Genomic DNA, 23,750 nt, shown 5'->3' with positions numbered 1-23,750 from the left:
TGGGCGCACTACTAGCAGCGGTAGAGACACCGGCCGACCAACGGCCCTGCCACGAGAGCTGGCCACATGCCCGATGTCGGTAGAAGCCTCATGCGGGCCTGGCTGGCTGGACGCTCAGCTCCCGACCTGTCGAGCAACGCTGATCTTGAGTTCTTCCACGGTTAGCCAGGGCTGCCTGCGGTGGATCATCCTGTGGCAGTTGGAGCACAAGAGTGCGAGGTCGGCGAGGTTCGTGCGCGTCGGCCCTGTGACGTGCAGCGGCGTCCGGTGGTGGACCTCGATGTACTGGCGCCCGCGGTCGCCGTAGGTGGCGGCGAAGTCGAAGGAACAGACCTCGCACTCGATCCGGCCACCGACGTCCACCACCGACTTGATCTTGCGCTGGCGCAGGCCGCGGTCGCGCTCGTAGGCTAGATGCCGGCGTTCCAGGAGACCTCCTTCGTCGGCCCCCTCGCCGTCGATGTCCGGCACCGCTTGGGGCGTGGGCTGACCGACGAGGTCGCGGAGCACTTTTGCCCGGGCCAGGTTGGCCTCGGGAGCGGTGATGAAGGCGTCGACGATCCGCTGGTCGAGCCGGCCGCCTCTGGTCCGCTCGCCGGTGTAGTCGCCGCGTCGGGTAACCAGGTCGCTGGACTTGCGGGACACGCTGGCGGGGCTGCGGAACGAAGGGCTCTGCAGTTCCCGTGGATGGGTCGGCATCGACCGCAGCAGTGCGGACAGCTCGACCGCCTCGGGGTACTCGGTGCGCAGTTCCCGCCATCCCCGTTCGACCACTGCGGCGCAGACGAGCGTGAGCTCGTCCCTTGTCCAGTCGGGTCCAGGTGTGGTGACGGTGAATCCCAGGCTGCGGAGCAGGTCGGCGACGTGGCTGTCCCCTCCGGAGAACTCGTCGGCGCGCAGGGGCCGGCCGTGGCGGATCCCGTGCGCGGCGGCTGCCAGCACCTTCGAGTCGTAAAGGGCGCCGGCGTCGTTGACGAAGTAGTCACGAGCCTTGCGGTGGCCATAGGGCGCGTATCTGGCCAGGAAGCCGTCCCGGCCGAGCCGGTTGAACTCCTCCATCGCCGCGCGCACGTCCTCGCGCGACACGTCAGTTTGGGTCACACGCGGACGATAAGCACGGGCAAGCCGCACACGCGGGCATTGACCGTTACGGCGCGAACCGGAGTCTGCGTCAGATGGAAGGCGTCAGCTCGCCGATGACCGGCGCCGGCCCGTGCAGGCCCTGGAGGACGTCAGCGGAGGCAAGCAGGGCCGAACTCGAGCAGCCCACGGGTCTGCCGGTCGGAGAGGTCATACAGCTTCGACACGATCAGCCTGAGCTGTTCGACGTCCGGCTCGTAGCGGTATTCGGCGATGAAGGATGCGATGCGGTCGGTTCGCTCGACTCTGACGGCGGATGACAGCGGCAGCGCAGCCATGTGCTGCTTCCACGGAAAGTTCCGCTTCGCAGCGTTGCAGGGTTTGCAGGCCGGCACGAGGTTGCCCCAGGCGTGAAGTCCGACGCTCTCCCGGTTGATCGGCACGACGTGCTCCTCAACCAGTGGTCCGTCCTGCGCAGCGCAGTAGGCGCACGCGCGCCCGAAGTAGTCGAGCAGCTCTTCGGTCATCTTGCTGTAGGGCTTGAGGCCTCGCTGCGGTCGTACTGCTCGCCTGCGTGCTCGAGGAAGATCCGCACGATCCGGTTGGGCACGTCCGCCTTGCTGCGCCTAGGCATGACGCCACCGTAAGTTCTAGTCAGGCGCGATCCGTTCAACGCGGGCGATGTCCGCGGTCGGCACAGGAGCTCGCTAGATCTCCACCACGTGCAGGACGCCGCGCCCGCGCTCCTTGGCGCCGTACATCGCCCGGTCCGCCAGCGAGAGCACCTCGTCCAGCGTCGTCCCGGGTGCGGCCATCGCCAGCCCGATGGAGGCCGACACCCGCACGGTCCGCCGTCCTACCTCGACCTCGTCCACCAGGACGGCGGCCAGCCCGTGCCCGATCCCCTCAGCAGTGGAAGCGTCCACCCCCGGCAGGACCGCCACGAACTCGTCCCCGCCCAGCCGACCCACTACGGCCCTCGGCAGCTCCCGCTCCACGTGCCGGCGTAGCCGGTCGGCGAGTCGCACGAGCAACTGGTCCCCCACCGCGTGCCCGCCGCGGTCATTGACCTCCTTGAACCGGTCGACGTCGACGAACAGCACCGCTCCCCCGAGCGCCAGCGCGGAACGGCCGGTGTCGAGCAGGTGGCTGCGGTTGGCCAGCCCGGTCAGCGGGTCCTGCCGGGCCGACCGCAGCAGCGCCTGCCGCCAGCCGTCGGCCTTGGTCGCCACCGCGGTCAGCCGGTCCACCGTCTCCTGCAGCCGCACCGCCTGGTCCGCGTCCGCGTCCTCGGCCAGCCCCGCCGTCGACGAGGCCAGCGTCTCGAGCACCGTCTCCAGCGGCAGGCCGGCCGCCACCGCCTCCAGCGTCCGGCCCTGCGCGGCCAGCAGCTCGCCGTCCCACCGGTGTGCGGCCACCTGCCGCCGCAGTGACAGCACGCTGCGCACCAGCCGCACCTGGTTCTCGAGCAGCTCCTCCTCGGCCCGGGAGAACGCCCGCGGCTCGTCGTCGAAGACCCCCAGCGAGCCGAGGACGAAGCCGTCCTCGTCGATCAGCGGCACCCCGAGGTAGGAGCGGATCGCGCCGGCCGCCACGGCCGGGTTGTCGCGGAAGACAGGGTGGTCGAGCGCGTCGGCCACCTGCAGCGACGCCCGCAGCGCCACCACATAGGCGCAGAACGACAGCTCGTCGGGCACGTGCGAGTACGGCGCGCCCGCGCCCCGCTCGGCCGGGAAGCACTGCTCGTCCGGGCCCACCAGGTTGATGACCGCGATCGGCGCCTCCACCGTCTCCGCCATGTACGCGACGACGGCGTCGAGGTCGGACACCCCGGCGTGCCCCGGCAGCCGGTAGCTGGCGATCGCGGCAAGACGCGCCGCCTCGGCGACGGCCGCCCGCGGATCGGGCAGCGGGGCGCCGACCGGCACGGAGTCGGGCAGGCGCGGCGTCGGGACGGCGGCGGTCACGCACGACGACGCTAGCGGCCGAGCGTCACCGACGGAACACGCTGCGCCACCGGGTCACCCCTCGACGCCGAGGCGCCGAGCCGGACCCTCCCGACGGCGAGACCGCGCCTTCCCGCGGCTCGCGGCCCGTCCCGCGGCCCCAGGGCCGTCCGCCTCTGTCGCCGAAGAACCCGTCATCGCGACGCTCCGGGTCCCTACCGTATCGGGAGGTCGGCACCGTGTACGTCACCCAGGGTCTGCACCGCCACGTCCAGCAGCGCCCGGACGAGATCGCCACCGTCTGCGCCGGCCGCACCCGGACCCACGCCGAGTCCGTCGACCGGATCGCCCGCCTGGCCGCCGCTCTCCAGCAGCTCGGGATCCGGGACGGCGAGCGCGCGGCCGTCCTGTCCCTGAACTCCGACCGCTACCACGAGTTCCTCGGCGCGACGCTGTGGGCCGGCGGCGTCGTCGTGCCGGTCAACATCCGGTGGAGCGTCCCCGAGATCGCCGACTCCCTCGCCGAGGTCGACGCCCGGGTCCTCGTCGTCGACGACGTCTTCGCCGCGTACACCGAGCCGATCCGGGCGGCCCACCCGCGCCTGGAGCACCTCGTCCACGCCGGCGACGGCCCGACCCCCGACGGCATGCTGGCGTTCGAGGAGCTCGTGGGAGCGCACGAGCCGGTCGAGGACGTCCGCCGCGGGGGCGACGCCCTCGCCGGCGTCTTCTACACCGGCGGCACCACCGGCCGGTCCAAGGGCGTCATGCTCAGCCACGACAACCTGCTGACGTCGTCCATGGGCGGGCTGGCCACCGACCACTTCCCGCCCGGCCGGGTGGGCCTGCACTCGGCGCCGATGTTCCACCTCGCCGCCTTCTCCAACTGGGTCGGCGCCGTCGTGGTCGGCGGGACGCAGGTGATGATCCCGGTGTTCGACCCGGTCGCCGTGCTGACCGCCGTCCAGGAGCACGGCGTCACCGACGTGCTGCTGGTCCCCACGATGATCCAGCTCGTGGTCGACCACCCGCGGGTCGACGAGTTCGACCTGACCAGCGTCCGCCGGGTGATGTACGGCGCCTCCCCCATGTCCGACGCCCTGCTCGGCCGGACGATGAAGGCGCTGCCCAACGCCCGGTTCATGCAGGCCTACGGCATGACCGAGCTCGCCCCGGCGGCCACCGTGCTCACCCCCGACGACCACCAGGACCCCGCGCACCGACGCTCCGTCGGGCGCGCCGCTCCGCACGCCGAGGTGCGCGTCGTCGGCCCGGACGACGTCGAGCTCCCCCGCCGGGAGGTCGGGGAGATCGTCGTCCGCGGCGGCCACGTGATGCTCGGCTACTGGGACCGGCCGGAGGAGACCGCCGAGGCGCTGCGCGGCGGCTGGATGCACACCGGCGACGCCGGCTGGATGGACGACGAGGGCTACCTGTACCTCACCGACCGCATCAAGGACATGATCATCTCCGGCGGGGAGAACGTGTACTCGGTCGAGGTGGAGAGCGTCCTCGCCCAGCACCCGGCGGTGGCCACCTGCGCGGTCATCGGCGTCCCCGACGAGACCTGGGGCGAGCGGGTGCACGCCGTCGTCGTCCCGGCGGCCGGCGCCACCGTCACCCTCGAGGAACTGCGGGCCTTCTGCGCCGACCGGCTCGCCGGGTACAAGACGCCGCGGTCGATGGACGTCGTCGACGCGCTGCCGCTCTCCCCCGTCGGCAAGGTGCTCAAGCGCGAGTTGCGCCGGCCTACTGGGCCGGGCAGGAGCGCGCCGTCCACTGACGTGGACCGGCCCGGGGAGGCTGCCCGACGGCTGGGCCATTGCCTCGCGCACCGAGCGTCGACAGGCTGAGCCGTGACGCCGCAGGGGCGTCCCCACCAGGTCAGGAGAGCGGCGCATGCACGCACGGTCCACGAGCATCCGCGGCAACACGGCCGGCATCGACGCCGCCATCGCCTACGTGCGCGACGACGTCCTGCCGACGGTCCAGAACACCGACGGCTGCGTCGGCCTCTCCATGCTCGCCGACCGCGACAGCGGCCGCTGCATCGTCGCGACCGCCTGGAGGGACGAGCAGGCCATGCGCGCCACCGCGGCCGAGGACCGCACCGTCCAGCACCGCCTGCTGCACACCCTCGGCGGCGGGCACGCCGACGTCCGGGAGTGGGACATCGCGGTCCTCCACCGGGACCGTCCGGCCGGGGACGGCGCCGGCGCGCAGGTCACCTGGGCCCGCATCGCGCCGAACCACCTCGACGACCTGCTCGACGCCTACCGGCACAACCTGCTGCCCAAGCTGCAGGAGCTACCCGGCTTCTGCAGCGTCAGCATGCTGGTCGACCGGCGCCTCGGCCGGACGGTCAGCGTCACCAGCTTCGAGGACCGCGACGCCGCGGGGCTGGTGCGCCGGCACGCCCGGTCCCTGCGGGAGCAGTTCGCGCAGGCCCTGGGCGCCAAGATCGTGGACGTCGCCGAGATGGACCTCGTCCTCGCCCACCTGCACGTCCCCGAGGCGGTGTGAGCGGTCTCAGTCCTTGGCGGACCGGCGCATCGACCACATCTGCGCGGGGCGCTCGAACTGGGTGGCGACCTCCCAGCTCACCGCGCCGTTGACGACCTCCCTGCGGAAGTTGCCCACGGCCACGCGGGCGAGCTCGGGGTCGGCGGCGACGCGGCGGGCCAGCTCGAGCGCGCGGTCCTCGACGGCGGCGTCGTCCACCGACTCCCACGCCAGGCCCAGCTCCACGGCCTTGGTGCCGTTGATCTCCTCGCCGAACAGCGCCATCGCCGCGGCGGCCTCGCGGCCGATCAGCCGGGACAGGATGACGAAGTGCCCGCCGCCGGGGTGCAGGCCGCGCTTGAGGAAGCCGGCCAGGAGCCGGGCGTCGTTCGCGACGATCCGCAGGTCGGCGGCCAGCAGCATGTTCATCCCGGCGCCGACGGCGGAGCCGCGGACGGCCGCGATCGTCGGCACCTTCACCTGGCCCAGCCGGTAGAAGGAGTCGTAGATGCGGCCCATGCCCTCGTAGGCGTCGGGCGCGGCCGGGTCCTTGCCGGCGTTCGTCAGCGTCGCGACGTCGCCGCCCGCGCAGAACGACTTCCCCACCGCCCGGACGACGAGCGCCCCGACCTCCGGCTTGGCGTCCACCTCGTCGAACACGTCGATCAGCTCGCCGGCCATCTGCGGCGTCAGCGCGTTGCGGCGGTCGGGCGCGTTGAGCGTCACCACCGCCACGCCGCCGTCGACCTCGAGCAGGACCTCGGCGTCAGCCACGAGCGCACCTCCGGATCGGGGCCCGCGGGCCCGGGGACCATCCGCAGGCATCAGACCACGAGGCCGTGTTGCCGCCCTGCGCGGGCCGGTCCCACACTCGGCTCCCCACCTCGGGAGCCTTCGCATGCCCGTCCGCCGCGCCGCCGCCCTCGCCGTTGTCGCGCTGATGGCTGCGGGCTGCACCGGCGTCGAGGGCGACCCCAGCCCCGCGCCGACGACGTTCACCGAGCTCCTCGGCACCGCCGACCTCGACGCCGTCGCGCCCGCCGGGGTGGACGTCCTCGACCTGGCGGCCGGTCCGGACGGCCCGCTCGTCCTGCTCGCCGACAGCGCCGACCCGTCGATCACCTACCTGGCGCCGGTCGGTGAGGACGGCGTCGGTGACGTGCAGCGGCTGGACGGCCCCGGCGAGCAGTTGTTCGTGGGACCCGACGGTGCCGTCCTCGTCCTCGGCCCGGGCCGGCTGACCACCGTGGGCGTCGGCACCGTCGAGCTGGGCGTCGACGGGGACACCGCCGCCCTCTCCCCCGACGGCCGCCGTCTGTACGTCACCGGCGGGGGTCGGCTGGCCGCGCTCGACCCGGCCACCGGCGCGGTGCAGGCGACCACCGACCTCGACCCCGGCCTCACGGTCGAGGCCCTCGCCGCCGGGCCGGACGGGCCGGTCGCGCTCATGAGCGACGCCCGCGCGCTCGACCTGGCCGACGTCGCCGTCCTGGGCACCTGGGTTGAGGACCTGGGGCGGGCCGAGCTCGTCGAGCTGGCCTCCGACCGCCCGGCCAGCATCCCGTCCGCGCTGCGGCTGACCGACGACGGCGACGCGGTCGTCACGCTCACCGTCCACGGCGACGACCCGTTCCGCGTGACGGTCGTCGAGGACGGCGAGGTGACCGCCGCGCACCCCATCCCCGGCACCGACCGCGCGCCGGCCGACCTGGCCCTCTCCCCCGACGGGCGGGTCGCCTACCTGGCGGTGGCCGGGTTCGAGGTGGAGTCCGGCCTGGTCACGCTCGACCTGTCCAGCGGCGAGCAGCTCGCGGCCGGCCGGCTGTGCGAGGGGCAGGGCACCTTCGGCCGGGTGGCGCTGACCGGCGACCGGCTGACCGTCATCGGCGCGTGCGTCGGAGGGGACAACTCGTCGACCACCGCGTTCGTGCTCGGGTAGCCGTTCGGGTGGGTTGTCCCCAGGGTGCGATCCGGAGCGGTGCTGTTCTGGTTATCGTCCGCGATCGTGCGGAACCCCGGCACCGGACGGACGAGCCTCATCGCAGTGGTCGTCGGCGCGGCGCTGCTGCTGCCCGCCTGCTCAGCTGCTGACGACGCCGAGGCGCCGAGCACGAGCCTGCCGACGACGTCGGCGCCGGCGAGCACCACCGAGGCGCTGCCCGTGGTGGGTCCGGCCGACTTCCCGGTGCCGCCCGAGGCCCGCACCCAGGACTCCGCCGGCGCCGAGGCCTTCCTCCGCTACTGGATCGACCTGCTCAACCGGCAGCAGTCGATCCCTGCGGGCCAGCCTCTCCGTGACCTAGGTCCGGACTGCGACGAATGCCGCCGCATCGCCAACAACTACGACGAGGCGGCCGCTGCAGGGAACCGGTACGTCGGCGGGGAGGTGACCATCACCGCCGTGGCTCAGCCCGCATTCGACGGCCCAATTGCGCAGTACTCCTTCAGCGCACGACGAGAGCCCGTCTCATTGGTTGACGGTTCGGGCGCAGTCCTTGAGGCGCAGCCCGATCCGGCGCCGCGGCTCTCTTCGGGTCTTTACCTGGAGTGGGACGAGAGCGCCCGCTCGTGGCGCGTCACGTCCTTCCAACTCGGATGAGACGTCCTCTGGCGGTCATCACCGCAGTCCTTGCGTTGGTCGCGTGGATGACAGCCTCGGTCGGGTCATCAGCCTTGGCTTGTTCATTCGACGACTGCGGCTCGACCGGTGTGGCTGACGGAGCGGCCTCTGTCGAGTACTCCGGCGGAGCGGTCAACCAATTGGTGAGCGGTGGTGGGGCCGCTGCCGTGGACTACGTCTGGCGACTGATTCAGCCTTGCGCCTTGACTGACGAGCGCGAGGGCGCCTGCACGGCCATCGACTTCCAGGACTGCCCCGCCGAACCAGGGCAAGTCGTCCGCTATCTCTCCGTCCAGCAGCGCCCCGTCGTGCGTCCGGACGGCACAGCAGTCATCCCCGTGACTCCCGGCTTCGGGCCTGGCGATCTGCTCGGCGCGTGGGAGACGCTCCGCACGGCGTGCATCGACATCACGGCGCTCAACCCGCCGCCATCGCCGGAGGAGGTGTTCGCCTACTTCCAACGACTCCCACTGCCGCAGCTGACCACCTCGCACGCGCCGCCGGGACGCGGCCTGGCCGGGCTGCCGGTCGTCTTCTGGACCGACGCCCCGACCACCCAGACCTTCACCGTCGACGTCCGCGGCTACGCCGTCGTCATCGTCGCCGAGGCGCAGCGCTACACCTGGCGCACCGGCGACCCCGCCGCGCCCACGCTGACCACGACCGTCCCCGGCGGCGCCTATCCCGAGCAGGCCACCGAGCACCTCTACCGCTCGGGCACGTACACCGCGTCGCTCACCGTCACCTGGGGCGCCACGTTCACCGTCGACGGCAGCGCGCCGGCCGACGTCCCCGGCACCACCACGACCGACGGGCCGCCGGTGACGTTCGACGTCGTCGAGGCCGCCGCCGTCCTCACGAACCCCTACGACTGACCAGCTCGTCGGACAGCCGCCGCAGCCTTTCGCGCGCGAAAGGCTCGCGCGTCCGGCCGCGTCGCGACTGCTTGTCGCGCCTGTGGGGCCCGGTCACACTCTGCCGGCATGCGCCCCAGCCCCGGGCTCGTGCTCGCCGGTCTCGTGCTGACCGGCTGTGGCGGGGCGATCGCGGGCACGGCGATCCCGGGGCCGACGACGGTGTCGCTGGCCGACGTCGCGGGCGCGGACGCCGAGGTGCTCGACGTGGCCGCCACCGCCGACGGCCGGTCGGTCGCGCTGCTGGCGCCGCCCGGCGGCCCGCTCACCCTCGCCGACGTCGCCGCCGACGGCACCGTCACCGCCGTACCGCTCCGCGGCCTCGACTCCGAGCGGCCCGGCCTCACCCGCATCGCCGCGGACGGCGAGGGCGTGGTGGTCGTCGGGTTCGCCGCCGGGCGCGTGGCCCTCGTCGAGGCGGACCTGCGGCGCGCCGACGCGCCGGAGCCGGTCGGCACGCTCGGTGCCGCCGACGTCTCGGCGCTCGACGCGGTCGTCATCGACGGCGTGCTGCTCCTCGCGCTCAGCGGCATCGACGGCGCGCACCGGCTGGTCGCCGTCGACCCCGAGAGCGGCGTCGTCCGCGACGAGGTCGCGCTGCCCGGCACGCCCCGCGACCTGCACGTCTCGGGGGACGGCATGGTCGTCGTCGCCACGGACACCGGGCGCAGCGCCTCCGTCGTCATCGTCGACGCCGCGCTGCAGATGATCGGCGAGGTGCCGACCGGCCCGGGTGCCGCCGGCCCGCTGACCGTCGTCGACGGCGACGTGTACGCGACCGTCGGCGGGTCCGGCGACGTCTCGATCACCCGCGGCTCCGAGGTGCTGGCCACCGTGCCTGGTGACCTGCCGGCGCTGGTGACGGTCGACGGGGACAGGGCCACGCTCGTCGACACCGTGGCCGACGGCGAGGTGCCGCGGGTGCTGCAGCGCAGCGTCGACCTGGCGGCGGGCGAGGTGGTCGCCGAGGTGGAGCTGTGCGACGGCGGCGCGGTCGACGGGTCCGACGTCGACGGGTCCGGCCGCGCCTCGGTGGTCAGCGACTGCCGCGGCGAGCCGGTGCTCTGGCGGTTCGGCTAGGCCGGCGGCTTCCAGCCCGGGTCGCGGCCGGTGACGCCGAGCAGCCGGTCGAGCGCGGGGGCGTCGGCGAGCACCGGCACGACCGGGCCGTACAGGTCCGGCGGGCGGTCGTCGCCGAAGGACTCGGCGAACGCGCGGCAGGTGTCGGCGTCCGCGTCGGCGACCTCGTAGCGCTGACCAGTGGCGGCGGCGAGGTCCCAGCCGTGGACGACGACCTCGTCGAGCGCGACGACGGCCGCCACCTCCCCCGGCATGTCCACCCCGCCGGCCGCCGTCATGCCCTCGTGCGCCGCGGGGTCGCGCCAGGCCGCGGCCAGCGCGTCGAGCTGCGCGGGGACGAAGGTGCGCCAGTCGGCGGGCAGGTGTGCGGGGTCGGTGGAGGCGGTGCCGTCGACGGGCGTCTTCTCCGCGGCCATGCGGAAGGCGTAGGCGAGCCCGGCGAGGTGGCCGAGCAGCCCGGCCACGGTCGTCCCGTCGCACGGGGTGGGGGCGGTGAGCTGGTCGTCGCGGATCCCGGCCACGACCCCCGCCGTGGCGGCCGCTGCGGGTCCCAGGTCGATCGTCATGCCAGGGCAGACCGCCGCCGTCCCCGGGAATGAGCGGTGCGGCGGGTACGACCGACTCCCCGGCGCGCGTCCTCCCGCTTCGGCCGCGCCGAGCCGCGGACGGAGTTGAATGGGCCCGTGTCGGTCGGACCGGACGCGGCTGCCCTCGTGCTCCCGAGCGCGGGGCCCGACCCGATCCCGCTGGCCACCGCGCTGGCCGCCGTCCTCGGGTACGCGCGCGGGCGCCGTCCGCTGTTCTTCCGCTCCCCCAGCGTGCCGCAGGGCCGGTGGGTGCAGGTGCTCGCCTACGCCTTCGACCGCTTCGACGGGCAGCCGCCCGCGACCGGCGACGGCCCCACCGACCGCGACGTCCTGCTCGCCGAGGGCCTGCACGGCCGGCTCGACCCGGCGGGGTGGCGGGAGGTGCGCGGCCGGCTCGACGACGTCTGGCCGGACTACGCCGCTGCGCTCGCGCGCGCGGCCGGGCGACCGCTGTGGGAGCTGCCCGCCGACGAGTTCTCGGTGCTGATGGAACCGGGCACGGTCGGGGCGTCGCTGCGGTCGGTGGCGGAGGGGCCGGGGGCGCGGCACGTCGTCGCCGCGCTGCACCACCGCTCCCCCGCGCTGGTGCCGCTGACCGACGGGCACACCCGCCGCCAGCTGTGGGGCCACCTGCGCGAGGGCGACAGCGGGGCCGCGGCGATCGTCCACCGCGAGCTCACCGCCAACGCCGGCGCGTTCGCCGCGCTGGAGACGGCGACGGCGCGGCTGCTCGGCCGCCCGCTCGGCCGGGTGCGGCTGCACGACGTCCTGCTGTGGCTGTCCGGGTCGCTGCGGATGACCCACGCGGTCGCCGTCGGCCGCGCGATCGCCGCCGACTCCGAGCAGGGCCTGGAGGCGCTGCTCCCGGCGTGACCCGCCGCCGCCTGTCGATCATCGTCTGCGTGCACGCGACACGCGCGGACACGCCGGTGCGAGCGGCACACGGACGATGATCAACTGCAGCACCGGCGCGCCGTTCCGCCTGACGCCCGGCCTGCCGATACGAGTAGGGAACGGGCGCGACGACGGCCCAGGGACGAGAGGACCGCATGCACCCCCGCACCCGGCTCGAGACGGTCATGGCCGCTCCCCTCACCACCGGGAACCTGCTGGCCGACTGCGAGCGCTGGTGCCGCGACGTCCTCCCGCCGCGGGGCACCGGTCCCGCCGCCGTCCCCGCCCCGCGCCTCGTTCCGGCCGAGCGGCGGAGCGCGCCCGAGCGGGTGGAGCGGCGCCGCGTGCCGGTCACCGGCGCCGCGGTGCGGGCCATCGCCCGGACGCTCACCGAGCAGGCCAAGGCCCACCGCGAGGCGGAGGCCGGCGCCGCCTGAGCCGTGCACATCCTGCTTGCGGATTGCTAGCATCCTGCGACGTGAGGACGCTGTACCTGCGGAACGTCCCGGACGACGTCGTCGAGCGGCTGGAGCGGCTCGCCGCCCGCGAGGCGACGTCCGTGGGTGCGCTGGCGGTGCGCGAGCTGGCCGAGGCGTCCCGCCGCGCGGACAACCCCGCGCTCCTCGGTGCGCTGCCCGACCTCGGGGTCCCGGCCGAGGACGTCGTCGCGGACCTGGACGCCGAGCGCGCGGGGCGGTGATGGTCGCCGACGCCTCGGCGGTCGTCTCCGGCCTGCTGAACGCCGGCTCCGCCCGGGACCTGCTCGGGCGGGAGCGGATCCAGGTGCCCCACCTGGTCGACGCCGAGGTGGCCAGCGCGCTACGGCGGGCCGCGGCGGCCGGCTCCGTGACGCCGGGTCAGGGCTGGGCGGCTCTCGACACGTGGCGCCGCCTCGGGGCCGCCCGGCACCCCGTCACCGGACTGCTCGACCGCGTCTGGCAGCTGCGGGAGAACCTCACCGCCTACGACGCCACCTACGTCGCGCTGGCCGAGGCGCTCGGCTGCCCGCTGGTCACCGCCGACCGGCGTCTCGCGCGGGCGCCCGGCCTCCGCTGTCCCGTGACCGTGGTCCCGCAGTAGCGCCTACCGCGGAACGGGGGTCCAGTCGGTCGTCGCGCGCAGCGGGTGCTTGAGCACCTTCCCGCCGGCGTTGCGCGGCAGCGGCGCGTCGAGGATCTTCACGAACTGCGGCACCTTGAAGTCCGCCAGCCGCTCGCGCGCGAACGGCGCCAGGGAGGCGACCAGGTCCTCGGCCGAGACGCCGGCACGGGGCTGGACGACCGCGCCGACCTTCTCCCCCATCACCGGGTCGGGCACGCCCACCACGGCCACCTCGACGACGTCCGGGTGCTCGGCCAGCGCGTTCTCCACCTCGACCGAGTACACGTTCTCGCCGCCGCGGTTGATCATGTCCTTCGCGCGGTCGACGATCCGCACCATCCCGTCGGTCACCCGCGCCAGGTCGCCGGTGCGCAGCCACCCGTCTCCGAACGTCTCCGCCGTCCGCGCCGGGTCGCCCCAGTAGCCGGCGACGACGTTCGGCCCGCGCACCAGCAGCTCCCCCACGCCGGTGTCCGGGTCGGGCCGGTCCACCCGGACGTCGTCCACCGGCACCGCGAAGCCCACCGAGTCGGCGTGCTCGAGCGCGAACTCGTGCGGCAGGTAGGTCGCCAGCGCCGCGGTCTCGGTCAGCCCGAAGCCGTTGCCCACCCGCGCGTTCGGGAACGCCGCCATCAGCCGGTGCACCAGCTCCGGCGCGATCGGCGCCCCGCCGTAGCTGAGCACCCGCACGCCGCTGACGTCGGTCGAGGCGAACGAGGGGTGCCGCAGCAGCAGCTCGAAGATCGTCGGCACGCTGGTCAGCAGGCTGACACCGAACGCCGGGATCGCCTCCAGCACCGCGGCCGGGCTGAACCGCGGCATCACGACGACGGTGTTGCCGATCGCCGTCTGCCCGAGCAGCTGCGAGTTGCACCCGGTGACGTGGAACAGCGGCACCGAGATCAGCGACGTCTCGCCGCCCTCGCGCGACAGCCCGAGCACGCGGCGCATGTTCTCCGCCGCGGTCGCGAAGTTCTCGTGCGTCGTCATCGCGCCCTTGGGCCGGCCGGTCGTGCCGGACGTGTAGAACAGCGCGGCGACGTCGGTGGGCGCGGCGTCGTGCGGCTCGACGGGCTCCCCGGCCGGCAGCGGAGCACCCGGCTCCACCACGTAGGCGGCACCGCAGTCGTCGAGGACGAACCGCGCCTCGGGCTCCGACAGCCGGGTGTTCAGCGGCACGACGACGCCGCCGGCCAGCTGCGTCCCCCAGAACGCGAGCACCCAGTCCAGGCCGTTGCCGATGCGCAGCGCCACCCGGTCGCCGACCCCGACGCCGGCCGCGCGCAGCCCGCCGGCCACGACCCGGGCGCGCTCCTCCAGCTCGGCGTAGGTCACCGACGGCCCGCCCGGCTCGACGACGGCGGTGCGGCCGGGGACCCGGGCGGCGGTGGCGGACAGCAGCGCGGGCAGGGTCGGCGCCAGGCCGGTGTAGCGGCGCATGCCGTCGGGGCCGGTCTCGATGCCGGTGCTGTCGAAGACGGTCGAGCTCACGTACGCCGATCGTCCTCCTGTGAGCGCGGCCACCCGGGTGTCGCCCGGACCCGGGCCGGGCACCGGCGACCCGTGACCGGCACCGCGCGATCCACCGCCCGCCCGATGCCCGGCATCCCGCCCGCGCCCGAGGACTCCGGCGTCGACCCGGACCGCAACGAGGTCCCGCGCCCCGGCGCCGTCCGCGTGGACAGCCTGCGCTGGGGCGCCGGCGAGGACTCGGCGGTCACCGAGCGCGACGACCTCGGCTACGCCGACCTGCGCACCTACGCCGCCATCGGCGACGGCCGCACCCTCGCCCTGGTCGCCCGCGACGGCCGGATCGACTGGCTGCCGCTGCCGGAGATGGACGGCCCGCCGGTGTTCGGCGCGCTGCTGGACACCGACAACGGCGGCTGCCTGGAGCTGTGCCCCGAGGGCGAGTTCACCGTCAGCCGCGGCTACGCCGGCGACACGAACGTCCTGCGGACGACGTTCAGCACGCCCACCGGCCGGGTCCGCGTCACCGACGCGCTGACCACCGGCGTCGCCGGGCGGCTGCCGTGGTCGGAGCTGGCCCGCCGCGTCGAGGGGCTGGAGGGCACGGTGCGCATGCGCGCCGCCGTCCGCCCCGGCACCTGCCTGAACACCGTGGCCCCGTGGGTGCACGAGACCGCGCACGGACCGGCGCTGCGCGTCGCCGGGCTCACCCTCGCCGTCCGCACGACGGGCGCCGACGACGTCACCGCCGACAACCGCCGACACCACCCCGGGAGACGACCGATGACCTCCTCCGCAGACGACCCGTACCGGCTGGCCCGCTTCGTGGAGGCGCAGACCGACACGTACGCGCAGGCGCTCACCGAGCTGCGCGCCGGGCACAAGACCAGCCACTGGATGTGGTTCGTCTTCCCGCAGGTCGCCGGCCTCGGCCGCAGCGCGACGGCGCAGCGGTTCGCGATCTCCGGCCTCGACGAGGCCCGCGCCTACCTCGCCCACCCGGTGCTCGGCCCGCGGCTGGTCGAGTCCGCGCAGGCGCTCACCGAGCTGCCCGGCTCCGACGCCGCCGCGGTGCTCGGGCCGGTCGACGCGGTGAAGCTGCGCTCGTCGATGACGCTGTTCGCGCACGCCGACCCCGGGCAGCCGGTGTTCCGCGCCGTCCTGGAGCAGTACTTCGGCGGCGAGGAGGACGACGCGACGACGTCCCGGCTGTAGTCCCGCGCGCAGTCGTGCTCTGCCCACAGGTGTGTGCAGTGCGCGAGTCAGGGCGGGAGAGGTCGGTCAGGCGGTCAGCTCGTCGACGTCGACGACGTCGAGCAGCGCCTGCAGGCCCGGCTGGCCGGTGAGGTCGAGCGGCCGCAGCTCCTTGGCCTTGACGTCGACCAGCAGCTCCGCGGCGGTGTCCCGGGCGATCGTGGAGGCGTCCGCCGTGGACCACTGCACGCCGGTGAGGGCGGCGCGGGTCCAGTGGCCGGCGAGCAGGCAGTCGAGCCGGGGGCGGCCGTAGGCGTCGGTGCCCGCGGCGCGCAGCGCGACCACCCGGGCCGAGCGGATCGCGGGCGCGACCGCGAGCGCCTCCTTGAGCGTCACCAGCACGTGCCCCATCACGGCCTCGGTGTAGAGCCGCGCCCGCTCGCCCTTGGGCAGCTTGCGCAGGCTGAGGTTGCCCGCCTGGGTGGTGGCCGGCATGCGCTCGGGGACGACGGTCTCCGGCGGCGCGAGGACGACCAGGGCCACCTCGTCGCCGTCGACACCGAGAGGTGCTGCGGCGGCCTCGTTGTCCTCGAACGCCTCGGCGAGTGCGGCGATCACCGTGTCCGGGTCGTTGGTGGACAGCGCCCACCACCACTCGTCGAGACGGGCCTGCAGGTCGGCCTGCTCCCGCTGCGCCTCCTGCCGCAGGGCCGCGATCTCGGCCTCCGCAGCGACGTCCGCCTGCCGGCGTGCCGCCTCCTTCGCGGCCCGCTGGAACAGGCCGAGGCCGGCGGTCGACGCCTCGCGGTGCCGTGCGCGGACGGCGTCGACGTCGGGCTCGGGGGCCGGCGGCGCGACCGGGTGCCGCGTCCGGTCGAACTCGGCGCGGTGCACGCTCAGCAACTCCGCGAACATCGCCGCCAGTCGCCGGGCCTCCTCCTCCTTCGCCGCCTCCTCGGCCGCCCTCGCCGCGGCCGCGAGCTGCCGCTGGTACGCGGCCGGTGAGGGACGACCGGCCGTCGAGCGTCTGCGGCTGCCGCCTCCCGCCGACGTGGAGTAGGTGAACGGCCCGGCGCCGGTGGAGAAGGACGTGCGCCCCCCTCCCACGTGCACGCGCGCCGCTCTCGGCCCGATGCTGGTCCGCACGCCCCGGCTGGAGGCGCGCACCCGGACACCCGGCGCCAGCTTGACCGAGAAGCTCAGTCCCATGTCCCACCTGTCGTCGTCCGTGGACCGTTCCGTTCCGGATGCCATCACGAGGACGGGACGGAACCGGGCAGGGGACGACCGCGTCGTCGCCGGGTGGGGCGGGTGGGACCGGAGTGCCGGTCCGCAGGAGGCGCAGCCCCAGGCGGCACAGGAGTTGCGGGTCACCCTGGTCCGCCGGGCGGTGGGAGGCGCGGTCGGCGAGAGTTGATCGTGTGAGCGACGACCAGGGATCCGGCTACGTCAGCAGCGGCCAGGAGTACACGCGGGACACCAACTACATCACCGACCGGATCACCGCCGACGGCTCGAGCCCCTGGCCGGTCGAGCCGGGCCGCTACCGGCTGGTCATCGCCCGCGCCTGCCCCTGGGCCAACCGCGCCGCGATCGTGCGCCGGCTGCTGGGGCTGGAGCCGGCGTTCTCGATGGGCATCTGCGGGCCCACGCACGACGAGCGCAGCTGGACCTTCGACCTCGACCCGGGCGGGCGCGACCCGGTGCTCGGCTACGAGCGGCTGCAGGAGGCGTTCTTCGCCCGCGACCCGGAGTACCCGCGCGGGATCACGGTGCCGGCGATGGTCGACGTCCCGACCAAGGCCGTCGTCACCAACGACTTCATGCAGATGACGCTCGACTTCTCCACGCAGTGGACGGCCCACCACCGCGACGGCGCCCCCGACCTCTACCCCGAGCACCTGCGGGACGAGATGGACGAGGTGATGCAGCGCGTCTACACCGAGGTCAACAACGGCGTGTACCGCTGCGGCTTCGCCGGCTCACAGCGCGCCTACGACAAGGCCTACGAGCGGCTGTGGACGGCGCTGGACTGGCTCGAGGAGCGGCTGACGACGCGGCGGTACCTCATGGGCGACACGATCACCGAGGCCGACGTCCGGCTGTTCACCACGCTGGCCCGCTTCGACGCCGTCTACCACGGCCACTTCAAGTGCAACCGGCAGAAGCTGACCGAGATGCCGGCGCTGTGGGGCTACGCGCGCGACCTGTTCCAGACGCCGGGGTTCGGCGACACCACCGACTTCCCGCAGATCAAGGAGCACTACTACGTCGTCCACGCGGACATCAACCCGACGCAGGTCATCCCGATGGGGCCGGACACGTCGAACTGGCTGACCCCGCACGGGCGCGAGGAGCTCGGCGGCTCCCCCTTCGGCGACGGGACCCCGCCCGGGCCCGTGGCCGCCGGCGAGGAGGTGCCGGCGTCGCACGGTCCCGGCGGCATCGGGCACCGGCCCGACGACGAGCGCCGGCCCCGGCCCTAGCGGCCGGTCACGGACGGGCCGGCGCGGGCCCGGAGGTCGGGGTCAGCAGCCCCCGCCGCCGCCGTCGCCGGCGCAGCCGCCGTCGAAGCCGCCGCCCGCGTCGGTGCCGGCGATGAACCCACCGGCGGTGACGACGCCGGGGCCGTGCGCGCGACCGGTGCGCCCCCCGACGGTGCCACGGCTCTCGGCTCCTGCTCGGGAGCGCTGCATCGCGTAGGCCATGAGGAAGACGGCTGCCACCACGACGGCGAGCACGGCCAGGGCTGTCATGCGTGAACTGTGGACCGGCGCGGGCCGCGGCGCCAGCTCTCGCCGCAGGAGCTCATCCGGTCAGTCCCCGCCGCCGCCTCCGCCGCCGTCTCCCCCACCGCCGCCGGAGTCGCCGCCCCAGCCGCCGCCGTCGTGGTGGCCGTGGTGTCCGCCGCCGGAGTCACCGCTCCAGCTGCCGCCGTCGCCGTACCAGCCTCCGCCGTCACCGCCGGAGCGCCGGCCGCCACCCCGCCGAGCGGCGCGTACGGCGGCCGTGAACATCGCGGTGAAGACGAGCAGGACCAGGGCGATCACGATCCACGGGAGCACGAGCGGCACCGTGCCCGACAGGTCGACCGAGCGCCAGTGATCTCCGCGCCTCAGCTCGCCGCGCGGACCTCGACCCGCTCCACCTCGGCCGCACACCGGGCCGTCGCCGCGGCGGTGGCGAGGGTGTCCCGGTCGAGCCACTCGAGCAGGAAACGGGATCCGTACACGTCGACGACCGTGGCGCGGTCCGGTAGCGGGCGCAGCACGCACGGAGTCGTCATGACGTCATGACTAACACACGGACGTGTCGTGCACGTGGCCGTTCGGCGTCCTGCGGATGTCACGGTCGGATCGGTCGACGGGGGCGGGGCGCCGGTGTCGCCACCGCCCCCGTCGTCCGGAGTGTCGGGCGGGGAGGTCAGGGGTGCCGCGACCGCTCGGTGCGCGGAACCCCCAGCCCCGATACCTCCCCGCCCGGTGGCCCCGGCCCAGCGGTGGCCAGGTCGGGGTCACGCCCGGGAAGGCAGCGCCCAGTCGGCGGTGCGGTGCGGGAGGGTCCCCGACCTCGGCCGGCGGCTGGTGCGCGCCTGGCAGGGAGGTCAGTCGGGAGAGAAGGACGGGTCGCGCAGGACGGCGGCGGCGACGGCGGGGGCCGACGCCGGTGCCGGGACGGTGCAGAGAGCGGTGGCCGGCACGCCCGACGGGCAGATCGCGGCCAGGGTGGTCAGCCAGGTGGAGGCCGACATGGTGGGCGCCGGGGGCGCGATCGGCCTCGGCTCGGGCGCCACCGGCGCCGTGGGCTCGGTGGGGAGGTCGTTCCCGCGCGGCGGGGCGGCGGGCCGGGGAGCGGCGGAGTGCTGCCGCTGCGTGGTCCTGGCCGTCGGGGCCGCGGTGGCCTCGTCAGCCGCGCCGCACTCGGCCCGCGGGGCGGTCAGCAGGACGGCCACGGTCGCCGGGGCGACGGCGAGCCCGGTGGCCCGCGCGGTCTGGGTGGTCGCGGTCCCGACCGCGGGGGCGGTCCCGGCGACCGGAGCTGAGGACGAGGTCGTGACCTGCGCGGTGGCGGTGCCGGCGGCCGCCGTGGCCACCGCCTCGGCGGCCGGCTCGGTCACCGGCGTGACGGCCTCCGCCACTGGGGCAGCGACCTCCGTCGCCGGCGCGACAGCCTCCGCCACCGCCGCGGATTCGACAGCGGTCTCCACCACGGGCGCAACGACGGTCTCCACCACGGGCGCGACGGCTTGGACCGCAGGCGCGACAGCTTCGACCACCGGCAGGAGCGGCTGCGTCACCGACTCGACCACCGCGTCGACGACCGGGCCGACCGCCCCGGTGACGACCTCGGCCACCGGAACGACGGGCGCGGTGACCGTGTCGACGACAGGAGCGACCGGATCGAGGACCGTCTCGAGGACGGGCGCGACCGGGTCGATCACGGTGCCGACCACCGGTGCGGCGACGTCCTCGACGACGGGAGTGACCGGTCCCAGGACCGGGGTGACGACGTCCTCGACGACGGGGACGAGCGGGTCGGTCACCGTCTCCACGATCGGCGCGGCTGGCTCCACGATCGGGCCAACCGGCTGTGTGATCGGCTCGACCACTGGTGCCACCGGCTCGACCACCGCGTCGACCACCGGAGCCACTGGGCCGGTGACCACCTCGACCACCGGCGGGACGACGTCCTCGACCACCGGCACGACCGGCTCGACCACCGGCGGGACCACCTCGACGACAGGGGCCACCGGTCCGGTGACCGTCTCGACCACCGGAGCCACCGGTTCGGTCACGGTCTCCACGACCGGAGCCACCGGTTCGGTCACGGTCTCCACGACCGGAGCCACCGGTTCGGTCACGGTCTCCACGACCGGAGCCACCGGCTCCGTCACCGTCTCGACCACCGGAGCCACCGGCTCCGTCACCGTCTCCACGACAGGTTCGACGACGGTCTCAACCACCGGAGCCACCGGCTCCGTCACCGTCTCGACCACCGGAGCCACCGGCTCCGTCACCGTCTCCACGACAGGTTCGACGACGGTCTCAACCACCGGAGCCACCGGCTCCGTCACCGTCTCGACCACCGGAGCCACCGGCTCGGTCACCGTCTCGACCACCGGAGCCACCGGCTCCGTCACGGTCTCCATGACAGGCTCGACCACAGCCTCGACCACCGGAGCCACCGGCTCCGTCACCGTCTCGACCACCGGAGCCACCGGCTCCGTCACCGTCTCCACGACAGGCTCGACCACAGCCTCGACCACGGGAGCCACGGGCTCGGCCACCGGCTCGGTCACCGGCTCGGCCACGGGCTCGGTCACCGGCTCGGCCACGGGAGCCACCGGCTCCGTCACGGTCTCCACGACCGGAGCCACCGGCTCCGTCACGGTCTCAACCACCGGAGCCACCGGCTCCGTCACCGTCTCCACGACAGGTTCGACGACAGCCTCGACCACCGGAGCCACCGGCTCGGTCACCGTCTCGACCACCGGAGCCACCGGCTCGGTCACCGGCTCGACAACCGGAGCGACGACGTCCTCGACGACCGGAAGTGGCGCGGCGCTGACCGGCTCGGGCGTCTCCGCGGGAACGTCGGCGACGGGCTCCGGAGCAGGCTCGGGCTCCGGAGCGGGCTCGGGCTCCGGAGCGGGCTCGGGCGTCTCCGCGGGAACGTCGGCGACCGGCTCGACCACGGACTCCACGACCGGCTCGACCACCGGCTCGACGGCGACCTCGTCGACCGTCGCGGTGACCTCCTCGACCACGCCGCCGAGGAGGGACCCGTCCGGAGCAGGCGGCTCCTCGGCACGGGCCGTGGAGGAGACGACCACCAGGAGCGCGTAGATGCCGGCCACCAGGCCGAACAGGAGGAGGACCCGACGGGGCCAGCCAGCGACTGCGGCGCTGCTCACCGACCCCCGTGTGGAAGTCCCCTCCCGCACGGACGAAGGGTAGAACGACTCCATCCGGAATGCTCGTCGATCACGGCAACGGGGCGTATCGGGACCTCGCCGGATCAGACGACGCGGATGCGCAACCGGCGGAACCCGCGGCCCTTGTTCTCCATCTTGACCACCTCGACGCGGCCGACCATCGCCGTCGAGGCGACGTGCGTGCCGCCGTCGGCCTGCAGGTCGAGGCCGACGATGTCGACGATCCGCACCTGCTCGATGTCGGGCGGCAGCAGGTCGGTCGCCGTCCGGATGAGGTCCGGGATCGCGTACGCCTCGTCGCGCGGGAGCGTGCGGACCCGGATCGGCCGGTCGGCGGTGATCTCGGCGTTCACCGCCTCGGCCACGCGGTCCTTGAAGTCGGCCGGCACCTCGGCGAGGTCGAAGTCCATCCGGGCGGTCAGCGGCTCCATGTTGCCGCCGGTGACCTTGGCGCCGAAGTCGCGCAGCACCACGCCGGTGAGCACGTGCAGCCCCGAGTGGGTGCGCATGAGCGCGGTCCGGCGCTCGTCGTCGAGCGCCCCGCGGACGGCGGTGCCCGGCGGCGGCACCGGGTCGCCCTCGACCGGGATGAGGTACAGCTCGTCGCCCTTGCGCGTGCCGGCGATCCGGGTGCGCACGCCGCCCCACAGCAGCACGCCCTCGTCCGGCGGCTGCCCGCCGCCGCCCGGGTAGAAGGCCGAGCGGTCGAGGACGATGCCCTGCTCGGGGTCGGCCGCGACGACGGTCGCGTCCCACTCCCGCACGGTGGCGTCGGCGAGGTCGAGGCGGTGGGTGTGCCCGTGGCGGTCAGCGCTCACGGGCGCCCATCCTGCCGAACGCGCCCGGGCTCAGGCCGCCGTCTCGTCCTCCGCCGGGCGGACGCGGTCGGCCCGGTCCAGGAACGCCTCGACGAGCCGGGCGCAGGCCGCGGCGGCCTCCGGCTCCCGCTCGCCGATCTCGCGGCGCAGCCCGGGCACCAGCGCGGCGGCCTCCGGCGGCGGCGGGCCGGTGAGCTCCCAGGTCTCCTCCCAGGCCGAGAACGCGCCGGGGTCGATCTCCGGGTGGAACTGCACGCCGAGGTGCGGGCCGGCGGTGAACGCCTGCACCGCCCGGTCGGTCCGCGCCACCTCCACCGCGCCGGGCGGCACGGTGAACCGGTCGCCGTGGTACTCGAACCACGGGCCGGCCGGCACGAGCGCGGGGTCGGCGGTCTCGACGTCGAGGAACCCGTGCTCGCCCGCCGGCGCCTGGGCGACCACGCCGCCGAGCACCCGCGACAGCGCCTGCCCGCCGAAGCACACGCCGAGCACCGGCGTCCCGGCGTCGACGGCGCGCCGCAGGTACGCCAGCTCCCCGGCCAGCCACGGCACCGTGTCGTCGTAGGCGGCCGCCCCCGAGCCCATCACCACCAGCGTGCGCAGCGCGGCGGGGTCGGGCAGGTCGGTGAGCAGCGGCGAGTCGCCGACCGTCGTCCCGACGACGACCGTCAGCCCCTGCGCCTCCAGCGCCGGCCGCAGGGTGCCGACCAGCCGGTGCCCGCGGGAGGCGTCGGCGTCGTGGACGAGGACGAGCGCGGTCTGCATGCGCCCAGTATCCGCGGGCTCACCGACGGTCCGGGACGTCCCGCGCCGGGGTGCCCCCCTTCCCGGCGGGCCGCCGCCGGAGCAGGCTGACGCCCGCGGCGGTGCCGCCCGGGCAGCGCCGCCCCAGAGAGGAGCGGCCATGTACGCACGCTCGACCTCCGTCGCGGGCACACCCGAGAGGCTCGACGACGGGATCGCGTTCGTCTGCGACGAGGTCATGCCCGCGCTGGCCGACATGCGCGGCTTCGTGGGCCTGTCGATGCTCACCGACCGCGCCAGCGGCCGGGCCGTCGTCACCTCGTCCTGGCGCGACGTCGAGTCGATGCGGGCCAGCGCCGACCGGGTGCGCGCGCTCCGGGACCAGGCCGCGGAGGTCTTCGGCGGGGACGTCACGGTCCAGGAGTGGGAGGTCGCGGTCATGCACCGCCGCTCGGAGGCGCCGTCGGGCGCGTGCACGCGGGTGACCTGGTGGCGTGCCGACCCCGCTGGGCTTGACCGGGTGCTGGACGCCTACCGCAGCGTCATGGTGCCGCGGATGGAGGACTACCCCGGCTTCTGCAGCGTGAGCCTCATGGTCGACCGGGAGAGCGGCCGGGCCGCGTCCGCGGTGACCTTCGAGGACCGCGACGACATGGACGCCGGCCGCGCCCACGCCCGCGCCGCCCGGGACGACTTCGCCCGGGCGATGAAGCTCGAGATCACCGACGCCGAGGAGTTCGACCTCGTCCTCGCCCACCTGCGGGTGCCCGAGACCGTGTGAGGACCCTCCTGCCCCCCACCGCTCGCGGCGGGCCCCTGCAGGAGGGCCACCCGGGCCGGCGCCTCGGTCGGGCGCCGGCCCGGA

26 protein-coding genes are annotated in these 23,750 nt (G+C 74.7%); 13 read left to right on the top strand and 13 right to left on the bottom strand.

What is annotated here, in order from left to right; genetic code table 11:
* Nucleotides 1–114 precede the first annotated feature (114 nt).
* The 3 genes from ACI8AK_RS02345 to ACI8AK_RS02335 all read right to left on the bottom strand — a co-directional run bounded on the left by ACI8AK_RS02345 (nucleotide 115) and on the right by ACI8AK_RS02335 (nucleotide 3,047).
* A complete protein-coding gene (locus ACI8AK_RS02345; protein ID WP_456954986.1) occupies nucleotides 115–1,101 on the bottom strand; it encodes an HNH endonuclease in 987 nt (328 codons plus the stop codon).
* A 131-nt stretch (nucleotides 1,102–1,232) separates the two neighbouring features.
* Nucleotides 1,233–1,607 carry an HNH endonuclease gene (locus tag ACI8AK_RS02340; protein ID WP_456954985.1) on the bottom strand — a complete coding sequence of 125 codons (375 nt, stop codon included), beginning with the start codon at nucleotides 1,605–1,607 and terminating at the stop codon, nucleotides 1,233–1,235.
* A gap of 180 nt (nucleotides 1,608–1,787) precedes the next feature.
* On the bottom strand, nucleotides 1,788–3,047 hold the full coding sequence (locus tag ACI8AK_RS02335) for a diguanylate cyclase domain-containing protein (protein ID WP_456954984.1): 1,260 nt from the start codon (nucleotides 3,045–3,047) through the stop codon (nucleotides 1,788–1,790).
* A 218-nt stretch (nucleotides 3,048–3,265) separates the two neighbouring features.
* On the opposite strand from ACI8AK_RS02335, the gene ACI8AK_RS02330 reads away from it, so the two are divergent.
* Complete coding sequence (locus tag ACI8AK_RS02330) at nucleotides 3,266–4,879, top strand: acyl-CoA synthetase (RefSeq protein WP_456954983.1); 1,614 nt, start codon at nucleotides 3,266–3,268, stop codon at nucleotides 4,877–4,879.
* A gap of 46 nt (nucleotides 4,880–4,925) precedes the next feature.
* Nucleotides 4,926–5,549, top strand: a complete 624-nt coding sequence (locus tag ACI8AK_RS02325; RefSeq protein WP_456954982.1) for a hypothetical protein — start codon at nucleotides 4,926–4,928, stop codon at nucleotides 5,547–5,549.
* A gap of 6 nt (nucleotides 5,550–5,555) precedes the next feature.
* Here the strand turns inward: ACI8AK_RS02325 and ACI8AK_RS02320 are convergent, their stop codons facing one another.
* Nucleotides 5,556–6,302 carry an enoyl-CoA hydratase-related protein gene (locus tag ACI8AK_RS02320; protein ID WP_456954981.1) on the bottom strand — a complete coding sequence of 249 codons (747 nt, stop codon included), beginning with the start codon at nucleotides 6,300–6,302 and terminating at the stop codon, nucleotides 5,556–5,558.
* A 124-nt stretch (nucleotides 6,303–6,426) separates the two neighbouring features.
* Between ACI8AK_RS02320 and ACI8AK_RS02315 the strand changes: the two genes are divergently transcribed.
* The 4 genes from ACI8AK_RS02315 (at nucleotide 6,427) to ACI8AK_RS02300 (ending at nucleotide 10,142) form a co-directional block, all read left to right on the top strand.
* On the top strand, nucleotides 6,427–7,467 hold the full coding sequence (locus ACI8AK_RS02315) for a hypothetical protein (protein WP_456954980.1): 1,041 nt from the start codon (nucleotides 6,427–6,429) through the stop codon (nucleotides 7,465–7,467).
* A gap of 39 nt (nucleotides 7,468–7,506) precedes the next feature.
* The gene (locus ACI8AK_RS02310; RefSeq protein WP_456954979.1) at nucleotides 7,507–8,127 is read left to right on the top strand and encodes a DUF6318 family protein; all 621 of its coding nucleotides are present in this window, start codon (nucleotides 7,507–7,509) and stop codon (nucleotides 8,125–8,127) included.
* A 224-nt stretch (nucleotides 8,128–8,351) separates the two neighbouring features.
* Nucleotides 8,352–9,023 carry a hypothetical protein gene (locus ACI8AK_RS02305; RefSeq protein WP_456954978.1) on the top strand — a complete coding sequence of 224 codons (672 nt, stop codon included), beginning with the start codon at nucleotides 8,352–8,354 and terminating at the stop codon, nucleotides 9,021–9,023.
* A 108-nt stretch (nucleotides 9,024–9,131) separates the two neighbouring features.
* Complete coding sequence (locus ACI8AK_RS02300) at nucleotides 9,132–10,142, top strand: hypothetical protein (RefSeq protein WP_456954977.1); 1,011 nt, start codon at nucleotides 9,132–9,134, stop codon at nucleotides 10,140–10,142.
* On the opposite strand, the gene ACI8AK_RS02295 is transcribed toward ACI8AK_RS02300, so the two are convergent.
* Nucleotides 10,139–10,708 carry a TIGR03086 family metal-binding protein gene (locus ACI8AK_RS02295; protein WP_456954976.1) on the bottom strand — a complete coding sequence of 190 codons (570 nt, stop codon included), beginning with the start codon at nucleotides 10,706–10,708 and terminating at the stop codon, nucleotides 10,139–10,141. The genes ACI8AK_RS02300 and ACI8AK_RS02295 overlap by 4 nt on opposite strands.
* 117 nt (nucleotides 10,709–10,825) lie before the next feature.
* Here ACI8AK_RS02295 and ACI8AK_RS02290 point away from each other — a divergent pair, with 117 nt between their 5' ends.
* The 4 genes from ACI8AK_RS02290 (at nucleotide 10,826) to ACI8AK_RS02275 (ending at nucleotide 12,703) form a co-directional block, all read left to right on the top strand.
* Complete coding sequence (locus ACI8AK_RS02290; protein ID WP_456954975.1) at nucleotides 10,826–11,602, top strand: DUF6308 family protein; 777 nt, start codon at nucleotides 10,826–10,828, stop codon at nucleotides 11,600–11,602.
* Between the two features lie 176 nt (nucleotides 11,603–11,778).
* On the top strand, nucleotides 11,779–12,060 hold the full coding sequence (locus ACI8AK_RS02285; protein WP_456954974.1) for a hypothetical protein: 282 nt from the start codon (nucleotides 11,779–11,781) through the stop codon (nucleotides 12,058–12,060).
* A gap of 41 nt (nucleotides 12,061–12,101) precedes the next feature.
* Nucleotides 12,102–12,323, top strand: coding sequence for a hypothetical protein (locus ACI8AK_RS02280; protein WP_456954973.1), 222 nt, complete (start codon nucleotides 12,102–12,104; stop codon nucleotides 12,321–12,323).
* The gene (locus tag ACI8AK_RS02275; RefSeq protein ID WP_456954972.1) at nucleotides 12,323–12,703 is read left to right on the top strand and encodes a type II toxin-antitoxin system VapC family toxin; all 381 of its coding nucleotides are present in this window, start codon (nucleotides 12,323–12,325) and stop codon (nucleotides 12,701–12,703) included. Before ACI8AK_RS02280 ends, ACI8AK_RS02275 begins: the two co-directional genes overlap by 1 nt.
* 3 nt (nucleotides 12,704–12,706) lie before the next feature.
* Here the strand turns inward: ACI8AK_RS02275 and ACI8AK_RS02270 are convergent, their stop codons facing one another.
* Nucleotides 12,707–14,215, bottom strand: a complete 1,509-nt coding sequence (locus ACI8AK_RS02270) for a class I adenylate-forming enzyme family protein (protein ID WP_456901908.1) — start codon at nucleotides 14,213–14,215, stop codon at nucleotides 12,707–12,709.
* Nucleotides 14,216–14,287: 72 nt separating this feature from the next.
* Here ACI8AK_RS02270 and ACI8AK_RS02265 point away from each other — a divergent pair, with 72 nt between their 5' ends.
* Nucleotides 14,288–15,409 (top strand): DUF1810 family protein, encoded by a 1,122-nt coding sequence (locus ACI8AK_RS02265; RefSeq protein ID WP_456954971.1) that lies wholly within the window; start codon nucleotides 14,288–14,290, stop codon nucleotides 15,407–15,409.
* 66 nt (nucleotides 15,410–15,475) lie between these two features.
* Here ACI8AK_RS02265 and ACI8AK_RS02260 read toward each other — a convergent pair whose 3' ends face one another.
* The gene (locus tag ACI8AK_RS02260; protein WP_456954970.1) at nucleotides 15,476–16,597 is read right to left on the bottom strand and encodes a DUF4236 domain-containing protein; all 1,122 of its coding nucleotides are present in this window, start codon (nucleotides 16,595–16,597) and stop codon (nucleotides 15,476–15,478) included.
* Between the two features lie 212 nt (nucleotides 16,598–16,809).
* On the opposite strand from ACI8AK_RS02260, the gene ACI8AK_RS02255 reads away from it, so the two are divergent.
* Nucleotides 16,810–17,874: a glutathione S-transferase family protein gene (locus ACI8AK_RS02255; RefSeq protein WP_456954969.1), complete on the top strand. Its 1,065-nt coding sequence runs from the start codon at nucleotides 16,810–16,812 to the stop codon at nucleotides 17,872–17,874.
* A 42-nt stretch (nucleotides 17,875–17,916) separates the two neighbouring features.
* Here the strand turns inward: ACI8AK_RS02255 and ACI8AK_RS02250 are convergent, their stop codons facing one another.
* The 6 genes from ACI8AK_RS02250 to ACI8AK_RS02225 form a co-directional block, all read right to left on the bottom strand.
* On the bottom strand, nucleotides 17,917–18,144 hold the full coding sequence (locus tag ACI8AK_RS02250; RefSeq protein WP_387988728.1) for a hypothetical protein: 228 nt from the start codon (nucleotides 18,142–18,144) through the stop codon (nucleotides 17,917–17,919).
* A gap of 60 nt (nucleotides 18,145–18,204) precedes the next feature.
* Nucleotides 18,205–18,453 (bottom strand): hypothetical protein, encoded by a 249-nt coding sequence (locus ACI8AK_RS02245; RefSeq protein ID WP_456954968.1) that lies wholly within the window; start codon nucleotides 18,451–18,453, stop codon nucleotides 18,205–18,207.
* 50 nt (nucleotides 18,454–18,503) lie between these two features.
* On the bottom strand, nucleotides 18,504–18,674 hold the full coding sequence (locus ACI8AK_RS02240) for a hypothetical protein (RefSeq protein WP_387988726.1): 171 nt from the start codon (nucleotides 18,672–18,674) through the stop codon (nucleotides 18,504–18,506).
* 318 nt (nucleotides 18,675–18,992) lie between these two features.
* The gene (locus tag ACI8AK_RS02235; protein WP_456954967.1) at nucleotides 18,993–21,302 is read right to left on the bottom strand and encodes a hypothetical protein; all 2,310 of its coding nucleotides are present in this window, start codon (nucleotides 21,300–21,302) and stop codon (nucleotides 18,993–18,995) included.
* A gap of 104 nt (nucleotides 21,303–21,406) precedes the next feature.
* On the bottom strand, nucleotides 21,407–22,141 hold the full coding sequence (locus ACI8AK_RS02230) for an alanyl-tRNA editing protein (protein ID WP_387988722.1): 735 nt from the start codon (nucleotides 22,139–22,141) through the stop codon (nucleotides 21,407–21,409).
* 30 nt (nucleotides 22,142–22,171) lie between these two features.
* Nucleotides 22,172–22,906: a type 1 glutamine amidotransferase gene (locus ACI8AK_RS02225; RefSeq protein ID WP_456954966.1), complete on the bottom strand. Its 735-nt coding sequence runs from the start codon at nucleotides 22,904–22,906 to the stop codon at nucleotides 22,172–22,174.
* A gap of 139 nt (nucleotides 22,907–23,045) precedes the next feature.
* Here ACI8AK_RS02225 and ACI8AK_RS02220 point away from each other — a divergent pair, with 139 nt between their 5' ends.
* Nucleotides 23,046–23,666 (top strand): hypothetical protein, encoded by a 621-nt coding sequence (locus ACI8AK_RS02220; RefSeq protein WP_456954965.1) that lies wholly within the window; start codon nucleotides 23,046–23,048, stop codon nucleotides 23,664–23,666.
* Nucleotides 23,667–23,750: the final 84 nt, after the last annotated feature.

The sequence above is a fragment of the Geodermatophilus sp. SYSU D00867 genome (genome assembly GCF_054050315.1).
The sequence above is the reverse complement of the archived record's forward strand: the minus strand, read 5'-3'. Positions and strand labels throughout refer to the sequence as shown.